This window comes from Hyphomonas neptunium ATCC 15444 (assembly GCF_000013025.1).
Classification (GTDB): Bacteria; Pseudomonadota; Alphaproteobacteria; order Caulobacterales; family Hyphomonadaceae; genus Hyphomonas; species Hyphomonas neptunia.
This window is the reverse complement of sequence record NC_008358.1, coordinates 3,601,448-3,618,550: the sequence shown is the minus strand read 5'-3', so window position 1 is coordinate 3,618,550 and position 17,103 is coordinate 3,601,448. Positions and strand designations below refer to the sequence as shown.

The window sequence follows — 17,103 nt, the reverse complement described above, 5'->3', positions numbered from 1 at the left end:
CTGTCAGCTCATTCTTCGGCGGCTGGGGCAGGGATCAGACCAACGGCCCGGCCCATGACGTGGAAGATCTCGTTCTGCTCGATCACGCCGGAGATGAGGTTGGCGCCCGGCCCGGAGGCGAAGGCGGCAACGTCTTCGCCGCCATGCGTTTCCGAATAGAGCGGAACGAGGGATTGCTGGCGGAAATCCGGCGCGCCGGTGTCGATCCCTGTCAGGTCGTAGCGCTTGCAGTCATATTCCGGCTTACCCTCGGCGTCCTTGTCGGTTTCGCGGCAGGCACCGGGGCCGTTGGCGTAAGACAGCGTGGTGTAGGGCAGGCCGTCGGCGCCGAGTGATCCGCCTTCGGATGAGGCGCCGGCGGTGACAAGGCCGAGGATCGGATTACCGCGCTGGGGATAACCATTGATCGTCAGGCTATGGGAATGGTCGGCGGTGACGATGATCAGCGTGTCTTCCGCGTTCGTCATTTCCAGCGCCGCCGCGATGGCCGCGTCAAAGGCGAGGGTATCTTCCAGCGCGCGGATGGCGTTGCCAGCGTGGTGGGCATGGTCGATCCGGCCACCTTCCACCATCAGTACAAAGCCATCTTCATTGCGCGAGAGGCGGGTGATGGCGGCGCGGGTCATCTCTTCCAGTGAAGGCTCGCCCGCGGTGTCGGCCTCCCGGTCGAGTTCGTATTGCATGTGGGAGGGTTCGAAGAGGCCGAAGACCTTCACATCAGAGGCAAAGTCGATCGCGGCAAAGCCTGCGCGATCGAACACGGTCTTGCGCGTCCCGTCCTTGGCGGCCCATTCTTCCATCAGGTTGCGGCCATCAGCGCGCTCGCCGGTCTGATCGGGATATTCCGGGTCAGGCGTTTCGGCAGGCAGGAATTTCGCGCGGCCGCCGCCAAGGATCACGTCGAAGTCGCTGGAGGGGCCTTCGATCAGCTGGCGGGCAATGTCCTTGCACGTGTCGGATGAGGCCCCGCGCATGTCAGCGTCGGCCTCCCAGTTGCGGTGGGGAACCTTGGCATAGGTGGCGCCCGGCGTGGCATGGGTGATGCGCGCGGTAGAAATGACGCCGGTGGCGAGGCCCGCGCGCTGGGCGATCTCGAACAGCGTATCGGCTTCGGTTCCCTGAGCGCTGGCGCAGTTGCCGAAATTAGCAGCGCTGGAGACACCGAGGAAGCCCGATTTGGTCTTGAGGCCGGCGGTCATGGCTGTGGCGGTCGCCGCCGAGTCGGAGACCTGATAGTCGTGGCTGTAGGTCTTGGAGAGGGCTGACCAGGGCAGGGATTCCATGGCGAGGCGGAAGCTCTCGCCGTCGACGCCAGCAGACTGGCCGGCATAGATGCGCGAAGCGGTGATGGTGGAAACGCCCATCCCGTCGCCGACGAACAGGATGACGTTCTTGGCCGGTTTGATGCCGCGTTCCGCGATGCGAATGTCGACCGCTTCAGCGGCAGATTTATAGTAGGTATCTTCGGCTTGAACCGGGAGGATAGGCTCGTGGCGTGGCGCTGTGCTTGTCGAGGGCGCTGCGCTTGTGGCAACGGCTGCGGCGCAGGCGGCGGCAAGGGCTAGCGTGGAAACAAGGGCAGCAACAGCCAGGCGCATGAGAGCCTCCTTCAGGCGATGATTACGTCTCCCGCGCTTAACTCAATCCTGTGACAGTTGCGAGAATTTATCCCGCTGGCGGGACGGTTTGGCGCTGAGCCAGCCAGACCGCGACCAGAATGGTGGCAGCGCCCGCCGCCTGTAGGGCGGTGAGGGGTTCCTCAAACAGTTTCCAGGCAATGGCAGCGGCGACGACCGGTTGGGCCAGAACCAGGATTCCTGCCACGGCGGTATTCGTCCATCCAAGGCCGGAAACGATAAGCCCCTGTCCCATCACATGGGCGACGATGGCAAGGAACACCGGCACAATGAAGCCATTGGCGGTCATTGGCAGCACCCGCTCCCCGGCAAGGAGAACGATGAGGAAGGCCACGAGGGATTCCACCACGCTGAGCCAGAAGATGGCTTCAATGCCGCTGAGGTTCCGCCGCCCGAGCTTTGAGAACATCATGTATCCGGCCACGAAACCGGCCGCCGCCAAGGCAAAGAGGTCGCCTTTCAGGCCGCCGGTGTGCAGCGCCGCGCCACCCAGGGACAGGGCAGCGGCGCCGCAGATGGCGAGGCTGGCGGCGACAAACCAGTGCATGCCGGGGCGTTCCTTCAGGAACAGCCACGCAACGATGCCGACGCCGACATTGCCGAGATTGACGATGAAGGTGGCGTTGGAAACGCTCGTCATGGTCAGCGCCCAGTGCCAGAGGGCAATGTCGATGGCGAAGAAGGTGCCCGCCAGGATGATGAACCGGTTGGGCGGCCGGGGCAGGCGGCGATGGATCAGAAGCACCAGCCCGAAGAGGATCGGGGTGGCAAAGATATAGCGCCACATGGCGATGGCCTGCGGACCAAGCTCGCCGCCATATTCCTGGAGGCCGATGCGCAGACCGATTGGCGCAAAGCCTATGGCAACGCCGCCGCCCAGCACCATAAGCGGGCCAATCCAGCTGCGGGCCGGGGGCAGGGAAACTGGGAGGGGCGCTGTGGCCGGGGGTGTCTGGGTCATGCGGGCGCTGTCATGGCCCGAATATCTTCCGGCGTCATCCCCTCTGCGCGCCAGGCAGCCAGACTTTTGTCAGCATTGCGTTTGGAAAGTTTCTTTCCGTCCGGCCCCAGCAACAGCGGATGAAAACGATAGACGGGCTGGGGCCAGCCCATGAGCGTCTGAAGAAGGGCGTGGATGGCGGTGACGGCGCGCAGGTCTTCGCCGCGCACGACATGGGTAATGCCCTGCAAGGCATCATCATGGCAGCAGGCCAGATGATAGCTGGCAGGGGTGTCCTTGCGCGCCAGCACGACATCTCCGAAGCGGGAGGGGTCAGCCGGGACGCGGCGCAGGCCTATCGGCGTTTCTTCCGTATAGTGGAGGGCGCGCCAGGCATCGCCGAGCGCCGCGCGGGCAGCGGCGAGAGACAGGCGCCAGGCAAAGGCGGCATTGTGGGCTAGGCGTGCGGCCTCTTCGGTGGGTGAAAGCGGGCGGCTGACAAAGCCCGTCTCGTCGGGATCAGCCCCGGCGGGCAGGCTGGAGGCAATTTCACGCCGTGTCCGAAAGCAGCGATAGATCAACCCCCTGGCACGGAGTGTGTCCAGAACGGCACTATACTCTGAAAAATGCTCTGATTGACGCCGGACCGGACCGTCCCAGGAGAGCCCCATCCAGGCGAGGTCTTCCAGAATTCCGGCCTCAAACTCGATTTTGCAGCGGGTCTGGTCGATGTCTTCAATTCGAAGGTAAACCTTGCCGCCTGCCTCGGCGGCCGCAGCCCAGACATTGAAAGCCGACACGGCATGCCCAAGATGAAGGCGGCCGGTGGGTGACGGCGCGAAACGCGTGATATAGTCAGACATCGGCGTCCTTTAGCGGCGTTTCCCTGTTGCAAGGAACTGGCAGGAAACGTATCGCCTTGAACCAGATAAGGTAAACTCTGATGTCGATCTCAGGATGGGCGAAAACCGCAGAAACCTGGCTGATGACGCACGTGCCGGGCGCCGACTGGCTCATGCTGTTTGGCGCGGCCATGGTTGTGCTCACCGGTCTGGCGCTGCTGATCTGGTTGCTGCGGCTGGTAATCCGCGCCGTCGGCTCGCTTGCCAACGAAGGCAAGGCGCGTGGCGCGCGCCGGCGCAATGCGCCGGGTTTCCGCATCCTGATTTCATCGCCGCCAAAGGACCGCGCAGCCGGTAAATGGCTTGAAAGCGCGCTGTCGCAATATCTTCCCATCTTCAGCTTTGGCGCGCCATTCAGCCTTGTGCCTATGGGTACGATGAAGGGCGGGCTTGAAAGCCGCGCCATCGTCCGCGCGCGCAAGCGGATGGCGACAGCGGACGCAGACATGTTCCTCTGGGCAAGCCGGACCGGTAATGGTGAGCGCGGCCTTGAACTGCATGGTCTCAGCCGGGGCGGCGGGCTTACAGCGAGCGAGGCGCGCCTGTTTACCCTGGCGCTTCCTGGCTCCCGCAAAGTGCGCACCGATGACCTCGCCCGCGCTGTGGCCTACCTCGTGACCAAGCAGCTTCAGCCCGCGCTCAGCGATCCTCAGGCCTTCCGGGCGGAGAAAATCCGGCTGCTGGCGAATGACCTGGATTCCCTGCTGGCGGGCGATCCGGCCATTTCTCAAGCGCTTCGCGCCGAGATCGAGGCCGATTTCTGCGCTTCGGGCGTGCGGGTTGCCGAGGAGCTTGGCGATGTCTCCGCGCTCGACAAGGTGATCGTGATGCGCCGCAAGCATCTGGAGGCTGCCAGTGAGGCGGCGGACACAGGCCGCGTGCTGCAGGCGCGGCTGGAGCTGGGCCGTGCGCTGATTGTGCGCGCGGAGAAGCAGTTCGATCAGAATGTGGTGCGTGAAGCGATCACACAGCTTTCCCAGGCTGTTGAAGGTCTGCGCGCTGATCCGATGATCCTGCGGGCCCAATCCGCATCCGACGCCCTGTTCAAGGCGCAGTCGATGATTGAGTCCCGCAAGCGGTTTTCGCTTAACTTCGGCTCCTGATACTTCAGGCCGCCCCTAAGCGGTCTGGGGCAGGGGGCAGCTGACGCCTGTGCCGCCGATGCCGCAATAGCCGTTGGGGTTCTTCGCCAGATATTGCTGGTGGTAATCTTCGGCCAGATACAGCGTATCGAGCGGTTTGACTTCGCTGGTGACCTTTTCCCGGTGGCCGGAGGCGGCGAGCGCCTTTTCATACTCGGTGATCATCTGCCTTGCAGTGGCTTCTTGCTCAGGGGAGCGGAAATAGATCGCGGAGCGGTATTGGGTGCCGATGTCATTGCCCTGACGCATGCCCTGGGTCGGGTCATGGCTTTCGAGGAAGAGTTTGACCAGGGCCGCAAAGCTGACCTCTTTGGGGTCGAACTGGACCTCCACAATCTCGGTATGGCCAGTGCGGCCGGAGCAGACTTCTTCATAGGTGGGGTTGGGCGTGATGCCGCCAGCATAGCCAACGCGGGTGAGCCAGACGCCGGGCGTTTTCCAGAAAATGCGCTCGGCGCCCCAAAAACAGCCGAGGCCAAAGATCGCCGTCTCAATCCCTTCGGGTGGGGGCGCATTCAGCGGCCGGCCAAATACGAAGTGGGTGTCTGCCGTCGGAATCGCAATGCTGCGGCCTTTCAGGGCGGTTTCGGCGGTCGGCAGGTCGAGGTTTTTCTTCATGAAGAGCATGGGCGGGGTTCCTTCTCTGACCCAGGATATGGGGATTGATGAGTTTTATGGCAATCACACGCTTGCGGGGCGGCGGGTCATCCGGTATCTCGCTCGCTTCCTGCTCGCGGGCTGGAATGGAGAGGTGGCCGAGTGGTCGAAGGCGCACGCCTGGAAAGTGTGTAGACGGCAACGTCTCCAGGGTTCGAATCCCTGTCTCTCCGCCAGTCATTCTGCTGAAATGCACGTGGACGGCCGCCGGGCTCTGGCGTAACGGGCTGTTATGGCGAAGGTTAAGATCTGCGGGCTCAAAGATCCGGATATGGTGGCGTTTGCTGCCCGTGAGGGGGCGGACTGGGTCGGCTTTGTGTTTGCGCCGAGTGTGCGGCAGGTGACGCTGGCGGCGGCAGAAACCCTTTTACTTTCAGTGGGGAAGGCCACCCCTGTCGCGTTGATGGTTGACCCGTCTGACGCTGAGGCGCAGGCGGTTGCCGCCCTGGGGTTCCCCATTCTTCAGTTGCACGGGCAGGAAACGCCGGCCCGCGCTGCAGAGCTCAAAAGCCTGACAGGATGCGCCATCTGGAAGGCCATCGGCGTACAAACCCGTGACAATCTGGGACAAATCGGGACATTTCCGGACATCGACGGACTTCTTCTGGACGCCAAGCCGCCAGAAGGCGCCACCATTGCCGGCGGGCATGGCGCGGCGTTTGACTGGTCGATCCTCAAGGGTTGGACGGCGCCCAAGCCCTGGCTGCTGGCAGGCGGTCTGACACCGGAGAATGTGGCGGAAGCCATTGCTGCGACGGGTGCGCCCGGCGTGGATGTGTCCTCTGGCGTCGAGCGTATCCGGGGGCTAAAGGACAGGGAACTCGTCCGCGCGTTCATCCGCGCTGCGAAGGCAAGTGAGCAGCCCTGAGCGCGATTCATCGCGCAGCGGGAATCAGAGGAAAAGTGATGGACCTGCGCAATACCTGGGATCAATGGCCGGACGCAAATGGCCGGTTTGGTGAATTTGGCGGACGGTATGTGGCCGAGACGCTGATGCCGCTGATCCTGGATCTGGAGCGTGAATATCGCGCGGCCAAGCAGGACCCGGCTTTCAAGGCGGAGATGGACGATTTGTGGGCCCATTATGTGGGCCGCCCGTCGCCGCTGTATTTCGCTGAGCGCCTGACCGAGCATTTCGGCGGAGCGAAAATCTATTTCAAACGCGATGAGCTCAATCACACCGGCGCGCACAAGATCAACAACTGCCTGGGTCAGGTGCTGCTGGCGCGGCGGATGGGCAAGAAGCGTATCATTGCCGAAACCGGCGCGGGCCAGCACGGCGTGGCAACAGCCACGATCTGTGCCCGCTTTGGCCTCGATTGCGTGGTGTTCATGGGCGAGACCGATGTGGAGCGCCAGAAACCCAACGTGTTCCGGATGCGCCTTCTGGGCGCGCAGATTGTTCCGGTTTCCTCAGGCACGGGCACGCTGAAAGATGCGATGAACGAAGCCCTGCGCGACTGGGTGACGAATGTGGATGACACCTTCTATTGCATCGGCACGGCGGCCGGCCCGCACCCCTATCCGGAGATGGTGCGTGATTTCCAGTCCATCATCGGCAAGGAAGCGCGCGCGCAGATTCTCGAGCGGGAAGGGCGCCTGCCGGACGCTGTGATGGCGTGCATCGGGGGCGGCTCCAACGCGATTGGCCTCTTCCATCCTTTCATCGAGGATGAGGGCGTGCGCCTGATTGGCGTGGAAGCGGCCGGGCATGGCATCGAGACCGGAGAGCATGCCGCTGCGCTGAACGGTGGCAAGCCCGGCATCCTGCATGGCAACCGGACATATCTGCTGCAGACCGATGATGGTCAGATCATTGACGCGCATTCGATTTCGGCAGGCCTGGATTATCCCGGCATTGGCCCGGAGCACGCCTTCCTGCGCGATGCGGGAAGGGCTGAATATCTGTCGTGTACGGACAAGGAGGCGCTTGATGCGTTCCAGCTCTGCACGCGGCTTGAAGGCATCATTCCGGCGCTGGAGCCTTCGCACGCGATCGCGCGGGTCGGCGAGGTGGCAAAGGATCTGGGCAAGGACGGCCTGCTGATCCTCAACATGTGCGGGCGCGGGGACAAGGATGTGTTCTCCGTCGCCAAGGCGCTGGGAGTGGATGTATGAGCAATCTCATCCTTGTGCGCATTACATGCCCTTCGCGCCGCGTGGCTGAAGATATTGCAGAAGTGGCCCTTGAGCATCGCCTGGCGGCCTGCGCCAATCTGGAGGGGCCGGTTTCGTCCACCTATCGCTGGAAGGGTGTGATCGAGCAGTCTTTCGAGTTCATTCTCTGGCTCAAGGCGCCCGAGGCAAACTGGGGCAAGATCGATGCGCTGGTCCAGCGCGTTCACCCCTATGATGTGCCGGCGATCGTGGCGATGCCGCTCACACATGTAAGTTCCGCCTACGAAGCGTGGGCGATCGAGAATACGGAAAGCTGAAAATGGGCCGGGAAAGAATTGAAGCCGCCTTCGCCAAAGCGAAGGGCGAAAACCGGGCTGCGCTTGTCACCTATCTGATGGCGGGCGATCCGAGCCTTGAAGAGAGCTATACGGCGATGTGCGCGCTGCGTGACAATGGCGCTGACATTATCGAGCTGGGCGCGCCGTTCACCGATCCGATGGCGGATGGCCCGGCCATCCAGCGGGCGGGCCTTCGCGCGCTGGCCAACGGCACGAAGCTGACCGATGTGCTGGCGCTGGCTGCGCGTTTCCGGAAGGATGATCAGACGACGCCGCTGATCCTGATGGGCTATGCCAATCCGATCCATTCCATGGGGTATGAGGTTTTTGCCGAGGCCGCCGCGGACGCCGGGATTGATGGCTCGATCATCGTGGACCTTCCGCCCGAGGAAGATGCGGGTCTGCGCGAGATCTACAGCAAGCGCGGTCTTTCGGTGATCCGCCTGGCGACGCCAACGACCGACGAGGCGCGCGCTGCAAAGGTTGCCGATGGGGCGTCGGGCTTTATCTACTTTGTAGCGGTGACGGGTGTGACGGGGTCGGGAAGCGCTGATCCTGCAGCCATTGCTGGGAAAGTGGCGATGGTCCGGAAGGTGTCCGGTTTGCCGGTTTGTGTCGGTTTTGGTGTAAAAAATGGTGCACAAGCCGTAGAAATGGCTAAGATTGCCGACGGGGTGGTGGTTGGTTCGGCTTTTGTGGAAAAGGCGCAGGATGCGCATGAATCTGGGAAGTTTGAGACGGCGGCACCCGCAATGGGCGAGCTTGCAGGAGAACTGCGCCGCGCGCTCGCAGGCGTGTCCAAAGGCTGATACCGCCGGGAAATCGGGAGACATCTTCAGATGAACTGGATCAACAAGGTAACGCCGCCCGGCCTCAAGACGATGATGTCCAAGAAGGACACGCCGGACGATCTGTGGGTGAAATGTCCTGCTTCGGGCGAGCTGATCTATCGCAATGATCTTGAGCAGAGCTGGTATGTGACGCCGGCGGGCGCGCATCTTCGCATCTCGCCCCGCATGCGGTTCCGCATTCTGTTTGATGACGAGCGCTGGGAGCCGATTTCGCTGCCGCAGGTGCCGCTCGACCCGCTGAAATTCAAGGATGACAAGCCTTATCCGGCGCGCCTGAAGGCGGCCAAGGCGAAGATCCTCAATCGCGACATCAAGGAAACCGAAGACGGCGGCGCGCCGCTTTTGCAGGAAGACTGCATGGTGGCCGCGTATGGCAAGATTGGCGGGGTTCCCGCGGTCGTGCTGGTGCAGGATTTCGAATTCATGGGCGGATCGCTCGGCATGGCAGCGGGCGAGGCGTTCATTACCGCCGCGCAGCTCGCCCTGGCGCGGAAATCTGCTTTTGTGGTCTGCACCGCTTCGGGCGGAGCGCGGATGCAGGAGGGCACGCTGAGCCTGATGCAGATGCCGCGCACCACGCTGGCGATCAATGATCTGGCCGACGCGAAGCTGCCCTATGTGGTGGTGCTGACGGACCCGACTTCGGGCGGGGTGTCGGCCTCTTATGCGATGCTGGGCGATGTTCACATTGCCGAGCCGGGCGCGATGATTGCGTTTTCCGGGCCGCGCGTGATTGAGCAGACGATCCGCGAGAGCCTGCCTAAGGGCTTTCAGCGGTCTGAATTCCTGCGCGAAAAAGGCCAGGTGGATATTGTCGTTGACCGGCGCAAACTGAAAGCAACGGTTGCGCGTGTGCTGGGCCATCTGCTGCCGATGTCGCGCCGGCGGGATGATCGCTCGACGCTGCAGCTGACGCCGCCAAAAACGCATGCGCCCAAGCCGCCCGAGCCGAAGGTCAAGCCTGATTGAGCGGCAATTCACCGGCCGTTGATGCCGCGCTGAAGCGGTTTGAAGGCCTCTATCCCGATACTATCGAGCTTTCGCTCGGGCGCATCGAGCATGCGCTCGACGCGCTGGGCCGTCCGCAGGACCGTCTGCCGCCGGTAATCCATGTAGCGGGCACGAACGGGAAGGGGTCTACCTGCGCCTTCATGCGTGCGATGGCCGAAGCGGCGGGGCTGAAAGTGCATGTGTTCACCAGCCCGCATCTGGTGCGGTTCAATGAACGTATCCGGCTCGCCGGGAAGCTTGTGGAAGACGCGGCGCTGATCGGCTGGCTTGACCGGACGTTTGAGGCCATCGGGGGCGGGCAGATCACGCATTTCGAGGCGACGACAGCGGCTGCGTTGCTGGCCTTCTCGGAAGTGCCAGCGGATGTGCTGATCCTGGAAGTGGGCCTTGGCGGGAAATATGACGCGACGAATGTGATCGGCGCGCCAGCGCTCTCGGTGATTACGCCGGTGGACTACGATCATGCGCAATTTCTTGGGACTGATCTTGCCGGGATCGCGGCGGAGAAGGCGGGCATCATCAAGGCCGGGCGCCCGGCGCTGACATCTATCCAGCAGGATGTGGCCGACGCCGTGATTACAGCGCGGGCGGCAGAAGTGGGCGCGCCACTTTACCGGCTGAAACCGCATTTCATCGAGGCAATGCCTGAGGAGGTTGCGCTGAGTGGGCGCCATCAGCGGGCCAATGCCGCGCTGGCGGCGATGGCAATGCAGCTGTTCGGGCAGTCTGTGCGGATTGATCAGGCGGCGATCTTCAAGGGCGCGCGTGAGGCTGTGTGGCCGGCGCGGATGCAGCGGCTGAAGGACGGGCCGGTGACGGCGCTGGCGGGCGGATTGCCGGTCTGGCTCGATGGCGGACACAATCCCCATGCGGCGCGGGCAATTGCGCTGCATCTCGATGGGCTCGGCGGGAAGACGGCGCTGGTCTCGGCGATGCTGGCGAGCAAGGATTCGGCGGGGTTTTTCGTGCCGTTTGCGCCGCTGGGCGTCGAGGTGTTCACCTGCCCAAATGCGCCGGGCCATCAGGCCATGCCGCCCGCTGAACTTGCGCAGGCGGCCTCGCGGGCTGGCCTGCGTGTGACGGCCTGTACTAGCTTTCAGGACGCCATGCGGGCCGCCGCTGCCAGCCGCCCGGACCGGTTACTGATCTGCGGCTCGCTCTACCTGGCAGGTGAAGTGTTGGCCATGAACGGAGAAGCGCCGGAGTAGGGGAGGGCGCATAAACCGCGCCAATTTGACCCTCACGTAAGCGTCAAGCCTTGCGCGCGGGGCGCCCTATATGTAGGGACAGCGCACTTTAAAGTGCCAAAAACCGTAGCCAACCTGGGAGCGCCCGCATGAAGGTCCTCGTGCCCGTCAAGCGCGTCATCGATTATAACGTGAAGGTCCGCGTCAAGCCGGACCAGACCGGCGTCGATCTCGCCAACGTCAAGATGTCCATGAACCCCTTCGACGAAATCTCCGTCGAGGAGGCCGTTCGCCTGAAAGAAGCAGGCGTTGCCACCGAGATCGTGGTTGTCTCCATCGGGCCGCAACAGGCGCAGGAAACGATCCGCACCGCCCTCGCCATGGGTGCCGATCGCGGCATCCTGATCAAGACTGACGCGACGGTTGAGCCGCTGGCGGTTGCCAAGCTGCTCGCCAAGGTCGCCGAAGAAGAAAAGCCTGACCTGGTTCTGGTCGGCAAGCAGGCGATTGACGACGATTCCAACCAGACCGGCCAGATGCTGGCCGCGCTGCTGGATTGGCCGCAGGGCACCTTCGCGTTCAAGGTCGAGAAAGACGGCGACGCGCTGAAGGTGACCCGCGAAGTCGATGGCGGTCTGCAGACTGTGAAACTTGCCCTGCCGGCGGTTGTCACTGTTGACCTGCGCCTCAACGAGCCGCGCTACGCTTCGCTGCCCAACATCATGAAGGCGAAGAAGAAGCCGATCGACGAGAAAGCGCCTGACGCTTACGGTGTTGACATTTCGCCGCGCCTCACGGTTGTGAAGGTCACCGAGCCGCCGACACGCAGCGCCGGTATCAAGGTTGAAGACGTCGCGACGCTGGTTTCGAAACTCAAGACTGCGGGAGCTGTTTAATGGCCGTCCTCGTAATTGCAGAACATCATCACGGCGCCCTGTCGGATGCGACCCACAAGGTCGTCACCGCAGCAATCAAGTTTGGCGGCGATGTGGACGTGCTGGTCGCCGGTGAGAATGCCGGTACGGTTGCGCCTGAAGCGGCCAAGATCACCGGCGTTCGTAAAGTGCTGAAAGCCGAAGGCGAGAGCCTGCGCAAGCAGACTGCCGAAGCCATGGAAGCGCTCGTTGTGCCGCTTATGTCAGGCTATGACGCGGTGTTCTTTGCCGCCACCACCACGGGCAAGAACGTTGCCCCGCGCATCGCGGCCAAGCTCGACGTGATGCAGATCTCTGAAATCATCGGTATTGAAGACGCGTCGACCTTTGTGCGTCCGATCTATGCCGGTAACGCCATCCAGACCGTCAAATCGTCTGATGCCAAGAAAGTCATCACCGTTCGCGGTACGGCTTTCGGCGCCGCAGAGATGGGTGGCTCGGCTTCGGTGGAAGACGTGGCGGCGCCTGCCGGTCCGTTCAAATCGGAGTTTGTGTCGGAAGAGATGGTGAAGTCGGATCGTCCCGAACTCGCCGGCGCCAAGCGCGTCGTCTCGGGTGGCCGCGCGCTCGGCTCGTCTGAGAAGTTCCAGGAAGTCATCTTCCCGCTCGCCGACAAGCTTGGCGCCGCTGTGGGCGCTTCGCGCGCTGCTGTGGACGCAGGGTATGCTCCGAACGACTATCAGGTCGGCCAGACCGGCAAGATCGTTGCGCCGGAACTCTACATCGCCATCGGCATCTCGGGCGCCATCCAGCACCTTGCCGGCATGAAGGATTCCAAGATCATCGTAGCGATCAACAAGGACGAAGAAGCCCCGATCTTCCAGGTGGCCGATTACGGCCTGGTCGGCGATCTCTTCAACATCGTTCCGGAACTGACCAAAGCGCTCTGATCCGGAGCCACGGTAACGAACAAAAAAGCCCGGTGCCCTTGGGGTGCCGGGCTTTTTCTTTGGGGCTGCCCCGCACCTGCCAGCCGGACTTTGACGCAGTGCACAATGAGGTATATCCAACCCCCAGCATTGGAAATCAGGGAAGTGATGGGCATGACAGCGATCAAGACCGTCGGCGTCATTGGTGCCGGCCAGATGGGCAACGGCATTGCGCATGTGAGCGCGCTGGCAGGCTATGATGTAATCCTCAGCGATGTGTCTGAAGCGGCGCTCAAGGCGGGCATGGACTCGATCGAGCGCAATATGAGCCGCCAGGTGGCGCGCGAGATGATCAATCTGGACGAGATGCAGGTCGCGCTGAAGCGCATCAAGCCGTCGACGTCGGTGAAGGCGCATGAAGCCTCTGACATGATCATCGAGGCAGCCACCGAGAAGCGCGACGTGAAGGAGCAGATCTTCCGCAGCGTATGTGATGTGATCCAGCCCCACGCCCTGCTGGCGACCAATACCTCCTCGATCTCGATCACGAAGCTCGCATCGGTCACTGACCGCCCGGAGCGGTTCATCGGCCTGCACTTCATGAACCCTGTGCCGCTGATGAAGCTGGTTGAAGTCATCCGGGGCCTGAATACCGATCAGCAGACCTATGAAACAGTGATCGAGTATACCAAGGCTATCGGCAAGACGACGACGAATGCCGAGGACTATCCGGCGTTCATTGTGAACCGCATCCTGATGCCGATGATTAATGAGGCGGTCTATACGCTGTATGAAGGCGTGGGCTCGGTCCATTCGATCGACACGGCGATGAAGCTGGGCGCAAACCATCCGATGGGGCCGCTGCAGCTGGCAGACTTTATCGGCCTCGATACCTGTCTCTCGATCATGCAGGTGCTGCATGACGGGTTGGCCGATACCAAATATCGCCCGTGCCCGCTGCTGGTGAAGTTCGTGGAGGCTGGCTGGCTCGGCAAGAAGACCGGCAAGGGCTTCTATGACTATTCCGGCGATGTGCCGATCCCCAGCCGGTAATCCTGGTTACCGGTTTTACCATAAAAATTAGGAATCCTTGCATTCGCGACAGGGTTCTAAACGCCTGATTAACACAGTTTCGGCAGGCTGCTTTCGGATACTCCGGAGGCTGAGCTATGTTTGTCCGCGCACGCATCGTGCCTGCTATTGGATTCGTTGTGTTCGTCCTGATGGCGCTGTTCGGGGCGAGGTTCGCATCGGAGAACGCGCAGGCTGCCACAGAACTCGGCGGCACCGTCTATTGGTCGGATGGCGATTCCGGGCGGTTGTCCGATGGAACGAAATTTCGTCTGCATGGGATCGATGCACCCGAGACCGGTTCGCTGAAGCAGCGGGGCGGGGCGAAATGCGAAGCCGAGCGGGAATTGGGCTACGATGCCAAAGCGGTGGCCGTTGAGCTGACGCGGGGCAGGGAAGTGACCGTTCGCAAGATTGTCGGGCGCGACCGGTATGGCCGCAATGTTGTGACCCTGGCGATGGAAGATGATGATCTGGGCCGCCTTCTTGTGGCGGGGGGGACCCACCGCGCCTGGGATTATGACGGGGGCGAAGCGAAGCCTGACTGGTGTGGCCCTCTGGCGTCGGGCGAAGCTGGCACCACGCCGCTGTGAGCGCTTTCACGGGCACTTGTAAAGCAGGGGCTTGCGGCTAGCCTTTACGCCGGAGAGCGGTGATGAGGCGCACATGATTCGAGGTATTCTGAAGCTGGCTGCCGGCGCAGGGCTGCTGGTAACTGCGGTAGCGTGTGACGGCCAACCCGGCCGGCCGGATACCGGCAGGCCTGGCCCGCTAGCCGCCAAGCCTGAGACCCGTGAGACACTCAAAGCAGAGCAGTTTCGAAGCTGGGCCGTGGCCGACCGAGCCGCCTTTCTGGCTGGACGGATCGTTGCGGCCGATATGTTGTTCCGGGCTGGTGAAGTGGACGCGGCGCGCGCGCAGATTGCAGGGACAACGCAAAGACTGAGCGCGGCAGACGACGGCGCCCTGGAGGCGCTGGGATTTGAACCGGCACGCGTGGAAGCCCTCGTTGTGGCGCTTGAGCTTGGCCGGCCGGAAGAGGAGGTTGCGCCACTTTTTGCCGATGCTGAATCAAACCTCAAGGCAGTGCTTGCCGCCTCCGGGGCGGCGCCCGAAGACGTTACCGCGTTTCTGATGCAGCTTTCGGCGGATGCTTATCAGACCGGTGTCAAATTCGGCGACATCGTTGATGCCCAGGCCTACCAGTCTGCTTATGGTTATGCCGTGACGGGCCGGGATCTAATCTCACCGCTTGATGAAATGGTATATGGAGAGCTTCGCCTGGAACTGGACATTCTGGTACTGATGTGGCCTGCCGGTGGCCCGTTGCCAGACCGGACACCGGCACCAGAAGTGCGGATGGTGGAGCAGTTTGGGCGCATCAAGGCCGCGCTGCAGGCGCTGCCCTAGCGTGCGGCCTTGATAGCCGCGTCGATGAACTGCACGGCTTCGGCTGACGCCCAGTCCGCTTCACCTGCCAGGCGCGCGATCTCCAGACCATCGGGACCGTAAATGATCGTTGTGGGGAAGCCGCGCACGCCGGCGCCGTAGATGATGTCCCCGGCATCCATGGGGGCATGGCGGAAGGGAATATTGGAGGCGCCCAGTTCGGTCAGGCGGCGTTTGGCATAGTCCACATCTTCAACCGTATCGACGCTTAGGGCGACGACTTCGAACGTATCGCCGCTGCGCGCGGTCTGCAGGGCGCCGAGAGAGGGCATTTCCTTCTCGCAGGGCGGGCACCAGGTGGCCCAGTAGTTGACGAGGATCGTCTTGCCCTTGAAGACCTCAAGCGTCTGGGACGTGTTGTCTGTATCTGTGAATGTGCCGGCGGGGATTGGCTGGCCGGCGCTGCCGAAATCCAGCTTTTCCATCTGGCCTGTGGCGAAGGCTTCAAGCGGATTACCGGCGGGCTTTCCTGTCGCAGCGCTCATCAGCACATAGACAATCGCACCAAGGCCGATCAAGAAGAGGCCGAGATAGGCGTAGCGGGTCATGGGACGGCCCTTCACTGACGTCGGTTACGAATAAGAGGATATGGCAATGGCAGATGACAAAGGCCAGATGATGTGGGGCGGGCGTTTTGCCGCGACACCTTCAGCCATCATGGAAGAGATCAATGCCTCGCTGGATATTGACCGGCGGATGGCGGAAGAAGATGTTGCCGGTAGCCGCGCCCATGCCGACATGCTGGCCGAAATGGGCATTCTGAGCGTCGCCGATAATGAGGCGATCCAGGGTGGCCTCGACGCCGTGATCGAGGAGATGCGGGCAGGGACATTCCCTTTCCGCCGAGAGCTGGAAGACATTCACATGAATGTCGAAGCCCGCCTCAAGGAGCTGATCGGCGAGCCGGCCGGGCGCCTGCATACGGCGCGGTCGCGCAATGATCAGGTGATCACAGACTTCCGTCTCTGGACGCGGCGGGCCTTGGACGAGACCGGCCAACTGGTGGCGGGCCTTCAGGCAATGCTGGTGCGCCGGGCTGACGAGAATACGTCCACCGTGATGCCGGGCTTTACCCATTTGCAGACCGCGCAGCCGGTGACGCTCGGGCATCACTTGCTGGCCTATGTCGAGATGCTGGAACGCGACCGCTCCCGCCTGCTCGATTGCGCGGTGCGGCTGAATGAGTGTCCGCTGGGCGCTGCCGCGCTGGCCGGCACTGGCTTTCCGATCGACCGCGACATGACGGCTGAAGCGCTCGGCTTTGCCCGGCCGATGGCAAACTCGCTGGACGCGGTTTCTGCGCGGGATTTCGCGCTGGAAGCGCTCTCCAGCCTTTCGATTGCCGCCACGCACCTTTCGCGTCTGGCTGAAGAGATCGTGCTGTGGACGAGCCCGCAATTCGGCTTTGCGCGGCTGAGCGATCAATGGTCGACGGGGTCTTCGATCATGCCTCAGAAACGCAATCCGGATGCGGCTGAGCTGATCCGGGCGAAGGCATCACTGATCACGGGGCATTTCTCGGCATTGCAGGGGGCCATCAAGGCGCTGCCGCTGGCCTATGCGAAGGATCTGCAGGACGACAAACGCCTCACTTTTGACGCCTTCGACACGTTTAATCTGTGTGTCCGGGCAATGACCGGCATGATCGAAACCATCAGCTTCAAGCCCGACGCCATGCGGGCAGCCGCGGCCAAAGGGTTCTCTACGGCGACGGACCTGGCGGACTGGCTGGTTCGGGAACTGGGAATGCCGTTCCGGGATGCCCACCATGTTACGGGCCGCATTGTTGCGCGGGCCGAGGCCAAGGGGGTTGATCTGGCTGATCTGCCCCTGAAGGAGATGCAGGCCGTGCACAGCGCCATCACACAGGAGGTATATGGCGTGCTCAGCGTTGAAGCGTCAGCTGCATCGCGTACCTCATATGGCGCCACGAGCCCTGTTCGCGTGGCCGAACAGGTGGCACAGTGGAAACAGAGACTTCGAGTGGAGTAGTCCC

Annotated in this window: 18 protein-coding genes and 1 tRNA gene; 14 read left to right on the top strand and 5 right to left on the bottom strand. The window is 62.4% G+C overall.

Features of this window, described 5'->3' with window-relative positions:
• Window positions 1–8: 8 nt before the first annotated feature.
• From HNE_RS17225 to gluQRS, 3 genes are all read right to left on the bottom strand, one after another.
• Window positions 9–1,598: an alkaline phosphatase gene (locus HNE_RS17225; RefSeq protein WP_011648448.1), complete on the bottom strand. Its 1,590-nt coding sequence runs from the start codon at window positions 1,596–1,598 to the stop codon at window positions 9–11.
• A gap of 67 nt (window positions 1,599–1,665) precedes the next feature.
• Window positions 1,666–2,598: a DMT family transporter gene (locus tag HNE_RS17220; RefSeq protein ID WP_011648447.1), complete on the bottom strand. Its 933-nt coding sequence runs from the start codon at window positions 2,596–2,598 to the stop codon at window positions 1,666–1,668.
• Entirely contained in the window at window positions 2,595–3,440 is an 846-nt protein-coding gene (gene gluQRS / locus HNE_RS17215; RefSeq protein WP_011648446.1) for a tRNA glutamyl-Q(34) synthetase GluQRS, read from the bottom strand. Before gluQRS ends, HNE_RS17220 begins: the two co-directional genes overlap by 4 nt.
• A gap of 80 nt (window positions 3,441–3,520) precedes the next feature.
• Between gluQRS and HNE_RS17210 the strand changes: the two genes are divergently transcribed.
• On the top strand, window positions 3,521–4,582 hold the full coding sequence (locus HNE_RS17210; RefSeq protein WP_035591300.1) for a hypothetical protein: 1,062 nt from the start codon (window positions 3,521–3,523) through the stop codon (window positions 4,580–4,582).
• A 15-nt stretch (window positions 4,583–4,597) separates the two neighbouring features.
• On the opposite strand, the gene msrA is transcribed toward HNE_RS17210, so the two are convergent.
• Window positions 4,598–5,248 carry a peptide-methionine (S)-S-oxide reductase MsrA gene (msrA, locus tag HNE_RS17205; protein ID WP_011648444.1) on the bottom strand — a complete coding sequence of 217 codons (651 nt, stop codon included), beginning with the start codon at window positions 5,246–5,248 and terminating at the stop codon, window positions 4,598–4,600.
• 118 nt (window positions 5,249–5,366) lie between these two features.
• On the opposite strand from msrA, the gene HNE_RS17200 reads away from it, so the two are divergent.
• The 12 genes from HNE_RS17200 to HNE_RS17145 all read left to right on the top strand — a co-directional run bounded on the left by HNE_RS17200 (window position 5,367) and on the right by HNE_RS17145 (window position 15,068).
• Window positions 5,367–5,454, top strand: a tRNA-Ser gene (locus tag HNE_RS17200).
• A gap of 56 nt (window positions 5,455–5,510) precedes the next feature.
• Window positions 5,511–6,146 carry a phosphoribosylanthranilate isomerase gene (locus HNE_RS17195; RefSeq protein ID WP_011648443.1) on the top strand — a complete coding sequence of 212 codons (636 nt, stop codon included), beginning with the start codon at window positions 5,511–5,513 and terminating at the stop codon, window positions 6,144–6,146.
• Window positions 6,147–6,184: 38 nt separating this feature from the next.
• The gene (trpB, locus tag HNE_RS17190; RefSeq protein WP_011648442.1) at window positions 6,185–7,396 is read left to right on the top strand and encodes a tryptophan synthase subunit beta; all 1,212 of its coding nucleotides are present in this window, start codon (window positions 6,185–6,187) and stop codon (window positions 7,394–7,396) included.
• Window positions 7,393–7,713, top strand: a complete 321-nt coding sequence (gene cutA, locus HNE_RS17185; RefSeq protein ID WP_011648441.1) for a divalent-cation tolerance protein CutA — start codon at window positions 7,393–7,395, stop codon at window positions 7,711–7,713. Before trpB ends, cutA begins: the two co-directional genes overlap by 4 nt.
• A 2-nt stretch (window positions 7,714–7,715) precedes the next feature.
• Window positions 7,716–8,543, top strand: coding sequence for a tryptophan synthase subunit alpha (gene trpA, locus HNE_RS17180; protein WP_011648440.1), 828 nt, complete (start codon window positions 7,716–7,718; stop codon window positions 8,541–8,543).
• A 30-nt stretch (window positions 8,544–8,573) separates the two neighbouring features.
• Window positions 8,574–9,554, top strand: coding sequence for an acetyl-CoA carboxylase carboxyl transferase subunit beta (locus tag HNE_RS17175; RefSeq protein WP_011648439.1), 981 nt, complete (start codon window positions 8,574–8,576; stop codon window positions 9,552–9,554).
• The gene (locus HNE_RS17170; protein ID WP_011648438.1) at window positions 9,551–10,804 is read left to right on the top strand and encodes a bifunctional folylpolyglutamate synthase/dihydrofolate synthase; all 1,254 of its coding nucleotides are present in this window, start codon (window positions 9,551–9,553) and stop codon (window positions 10,802–10,804) included. Before HNE_RS17175 ends, HNE_RS17170 begins: the two co-directional genes overlap by 4 nt.
• 128 nt (window positions 10,805–10,932) lie before the next feature.
• Window positions 10,933–11,679, top strand: a complete 747-nt coding sequence (locus tag HNE_RS17165) for an electron transfer flavoprotein subunit beta/FixA family protein (protein WP_011648437.1) — start codon at window positions 10,933–10,935, stop codon at window positions 11,677–11,679.
• On the top strand, window positions 11,679–12,608 hold the full coding sequence (locus HNE_RS17160; RefSeq protein WP_011648436.1) for an electron transfer flavoprotein subunit alpha/FixB family protein: 930 nt from the start codon (window positions 11,679–11,681) through the stop codon (window positions 12,606–12,608). The genes HNE_RS17165 and HNE_RS17160 overlap by 1 nt, the downstream gene beginning before the upstream one ends.
• A 153-nt stretch (window positions 12,609–12,761) precedes the next feature.
• Window positions 12,762–13,640: a 3-hydroxybutyryl-CoA dehydrogenase gene (locus tag HNE_RS17155; protein ID WP_011648435.1), complete on the top strand. Its 879-nt coding sequence runs from the start codon at window positions 12,762–12,764 to the stop codon at window positions 13,638–13,640.
• A 116-nt stretch (window positions 13,641–13,756) separates the two neighbouring features.
• Window positions 13,757–14,251: a thermonuclease family protein gene (locus tag HNE_RS18245; RefSeq protein WP_011648434.1), complete on the top strand. Its 495-nt coding sequence runs from the start codon at window positions 13,757–13,759 to the stop codon at window positions 14,249–14,251.
• Window positions 14,252–14,324: 73 nt separating this feature from the next.
• Window positions 14,325–15,068 carry a hypothetical protein gene (locus HNE_RS17145; protein WP_035591297.1) on the top strand — a complete coding sequence of 248 codons (744 nt, stop codon included), beginning with the start codon at window positions 14,325–14,327 and terminating at the stop codon, window positions 15,066–15,068.
• Here the strand turns inward: HNE_RS17145 and HNE_RS17140 are convergent.
• A complete protein-coding gene (locus tag HNE_RS17140) occupies window positions 15,065–15,655 on the bottom strand; it encodes a TlpA family protein disulfide reductase (protein ID WP_011648432.1) in 591 nt (196 codons plus the stop codon). The two genes, HNE_RS17145 and HNE_RS17140, sit on opposite strands and share 4 nt — an antisense overlap.
• Before the next feature lie 46 nt (window positions 15,656–15,701).
• Between HNE_RS17140 and argH the strand changes: the two genes are divergently transcribed.
• Window positions 15,702–17,099 (top strand): argininosuccinate lyase, encoded by a 1,398-nt coding sequence (gene argH, locus HNE_RS17135; protein WP_011648431.1) that lies wholly within the window; start codon window positions 15,702–15,704, stop codon window positions 17,097–17,099.
• Window positions 17,100–17,103 lie beyond the last annotated feature (4 nt).

Excerpts from the sequence above, each read along its gene's own strand:
- HNE_RS17225 (WP_011648448.1), bottom strand. The coding sequence starts at position 1,598 with ATGCGCCTGGCTGTTGCTGCCCTTGTTTCCACGCTAGCCCTTGCCGCC.
- HNE_RS17220 (WP_011648447.1), bottom strand. The coding sequence starts at position 2,598 with ATGACCCAGACACCCCCGGCCACAGCGCCCCTCCCAGTTTCCCTGCCC.
- gluQRS (WP_011648446.1), bottom strand. The coding sequence starts at position 3,440 with ATGTCTGACTATATCACGCGTTTCGCGCCGTCACCCACCGGCCGCCTT.
- HNE_RS17210 (WP_035591300.1), top strand. The coding sequence starts at position 3,521 with ATGTCGATCTCAGGATGGGCGAAAACCGCAGAAACCTGGCTGATGACG.
- msrA (WP_011648444.1), bottom strand. The coding sequence starts at position 5,248 with ATGCTCTTCATGAAGAAAAACCTCGACCTGCCGACCGCCGAAACCGCC.
- HNE_RS17195 (WP_011648443.1), top strand. The coding sequence starts at position 5,511 with ATGGCGAAGGTTAAGATCTGCGGGCTCAAAGATCCGGATATGGTGGCG.
- trpB (WP_011648442.1), top strand. The coding sequence starts at position 6,185 with ATGGACCTGCGCAATACCTGGGATCAATGGCCGGACGCAAATGGCCGG.
- cutA (WP_011648441.1), top strand. The coding sequence starts at position 7,393 with ATGAGCAATCTCATCCTTGTGCGCATTACATGCCCTTCGCGCCGCGTG.
- trpA (WP_011648440.1), top strand. The coding sequence starts at position 7,716 with ATGGGCCGGGAAAGAATTGAAGCCGCCTTCGCCAAAGCGAAGGGCGAA.
- HNE_RS17175 (WP_011648439.1), top strand. The coding sequence starts at position 8,574 with ATGAACTGGATCAACAAGGTAACGCCGCCCGGCCTCAAGACGATGATG.
- HNE_RS17165 (WP_011648437.1), top strand. The coding sequence starts at position 10,933 with ATGAAGGTCCTCGTGCCCGTCAAGCGCGTCATCGATTATAACGTGAAG.
- HNE_RS17160 (WP_011648436.1), top strand. The coding sequence starts at position 11,679 with ATGGCCGTCCTCGTAATTGCAGAACATCATCACGGCGCCCTGTCGGAT.
- HNE_RS17155 (WP_011648435.1), top strand. The coding sequence starts at position 12,762 with ATGACAGCGATCAAGACCGTCGGCGTCATTGGTGCCGGCCAGATGGGC.
- HNE_RS18245 (WP_011648434.1), top strand. The coding sequence starts at position 13,757 with ATGTTTGTCCGCGCACGCATCGTGCCTGCTATTGGATTCGTTGTGTTC.
- HNE_RS17145 (WP_035591297.1), top strand. The coding sequence starts at position 14,325 with ATGATTCGAGGTATTCTGAAGCTGGCTGCCGGCGCAGGGCTGCTGGTA.
- HNE_RS17140 (WP_011648432.1), bottom strand. The coding sequence starts at position 15,655 with ATGACCCGCTACGCCTATCTCGGCCTCTTCTTGATCGGCCTTGGTGCG.
- argH (WP_011648431.1), top strand. The coding sequence starts at position 15,702 with ATGGCAGATGACAAAGGCCAGATGATGTGGGGCGGGCGTTTTGCCGCG.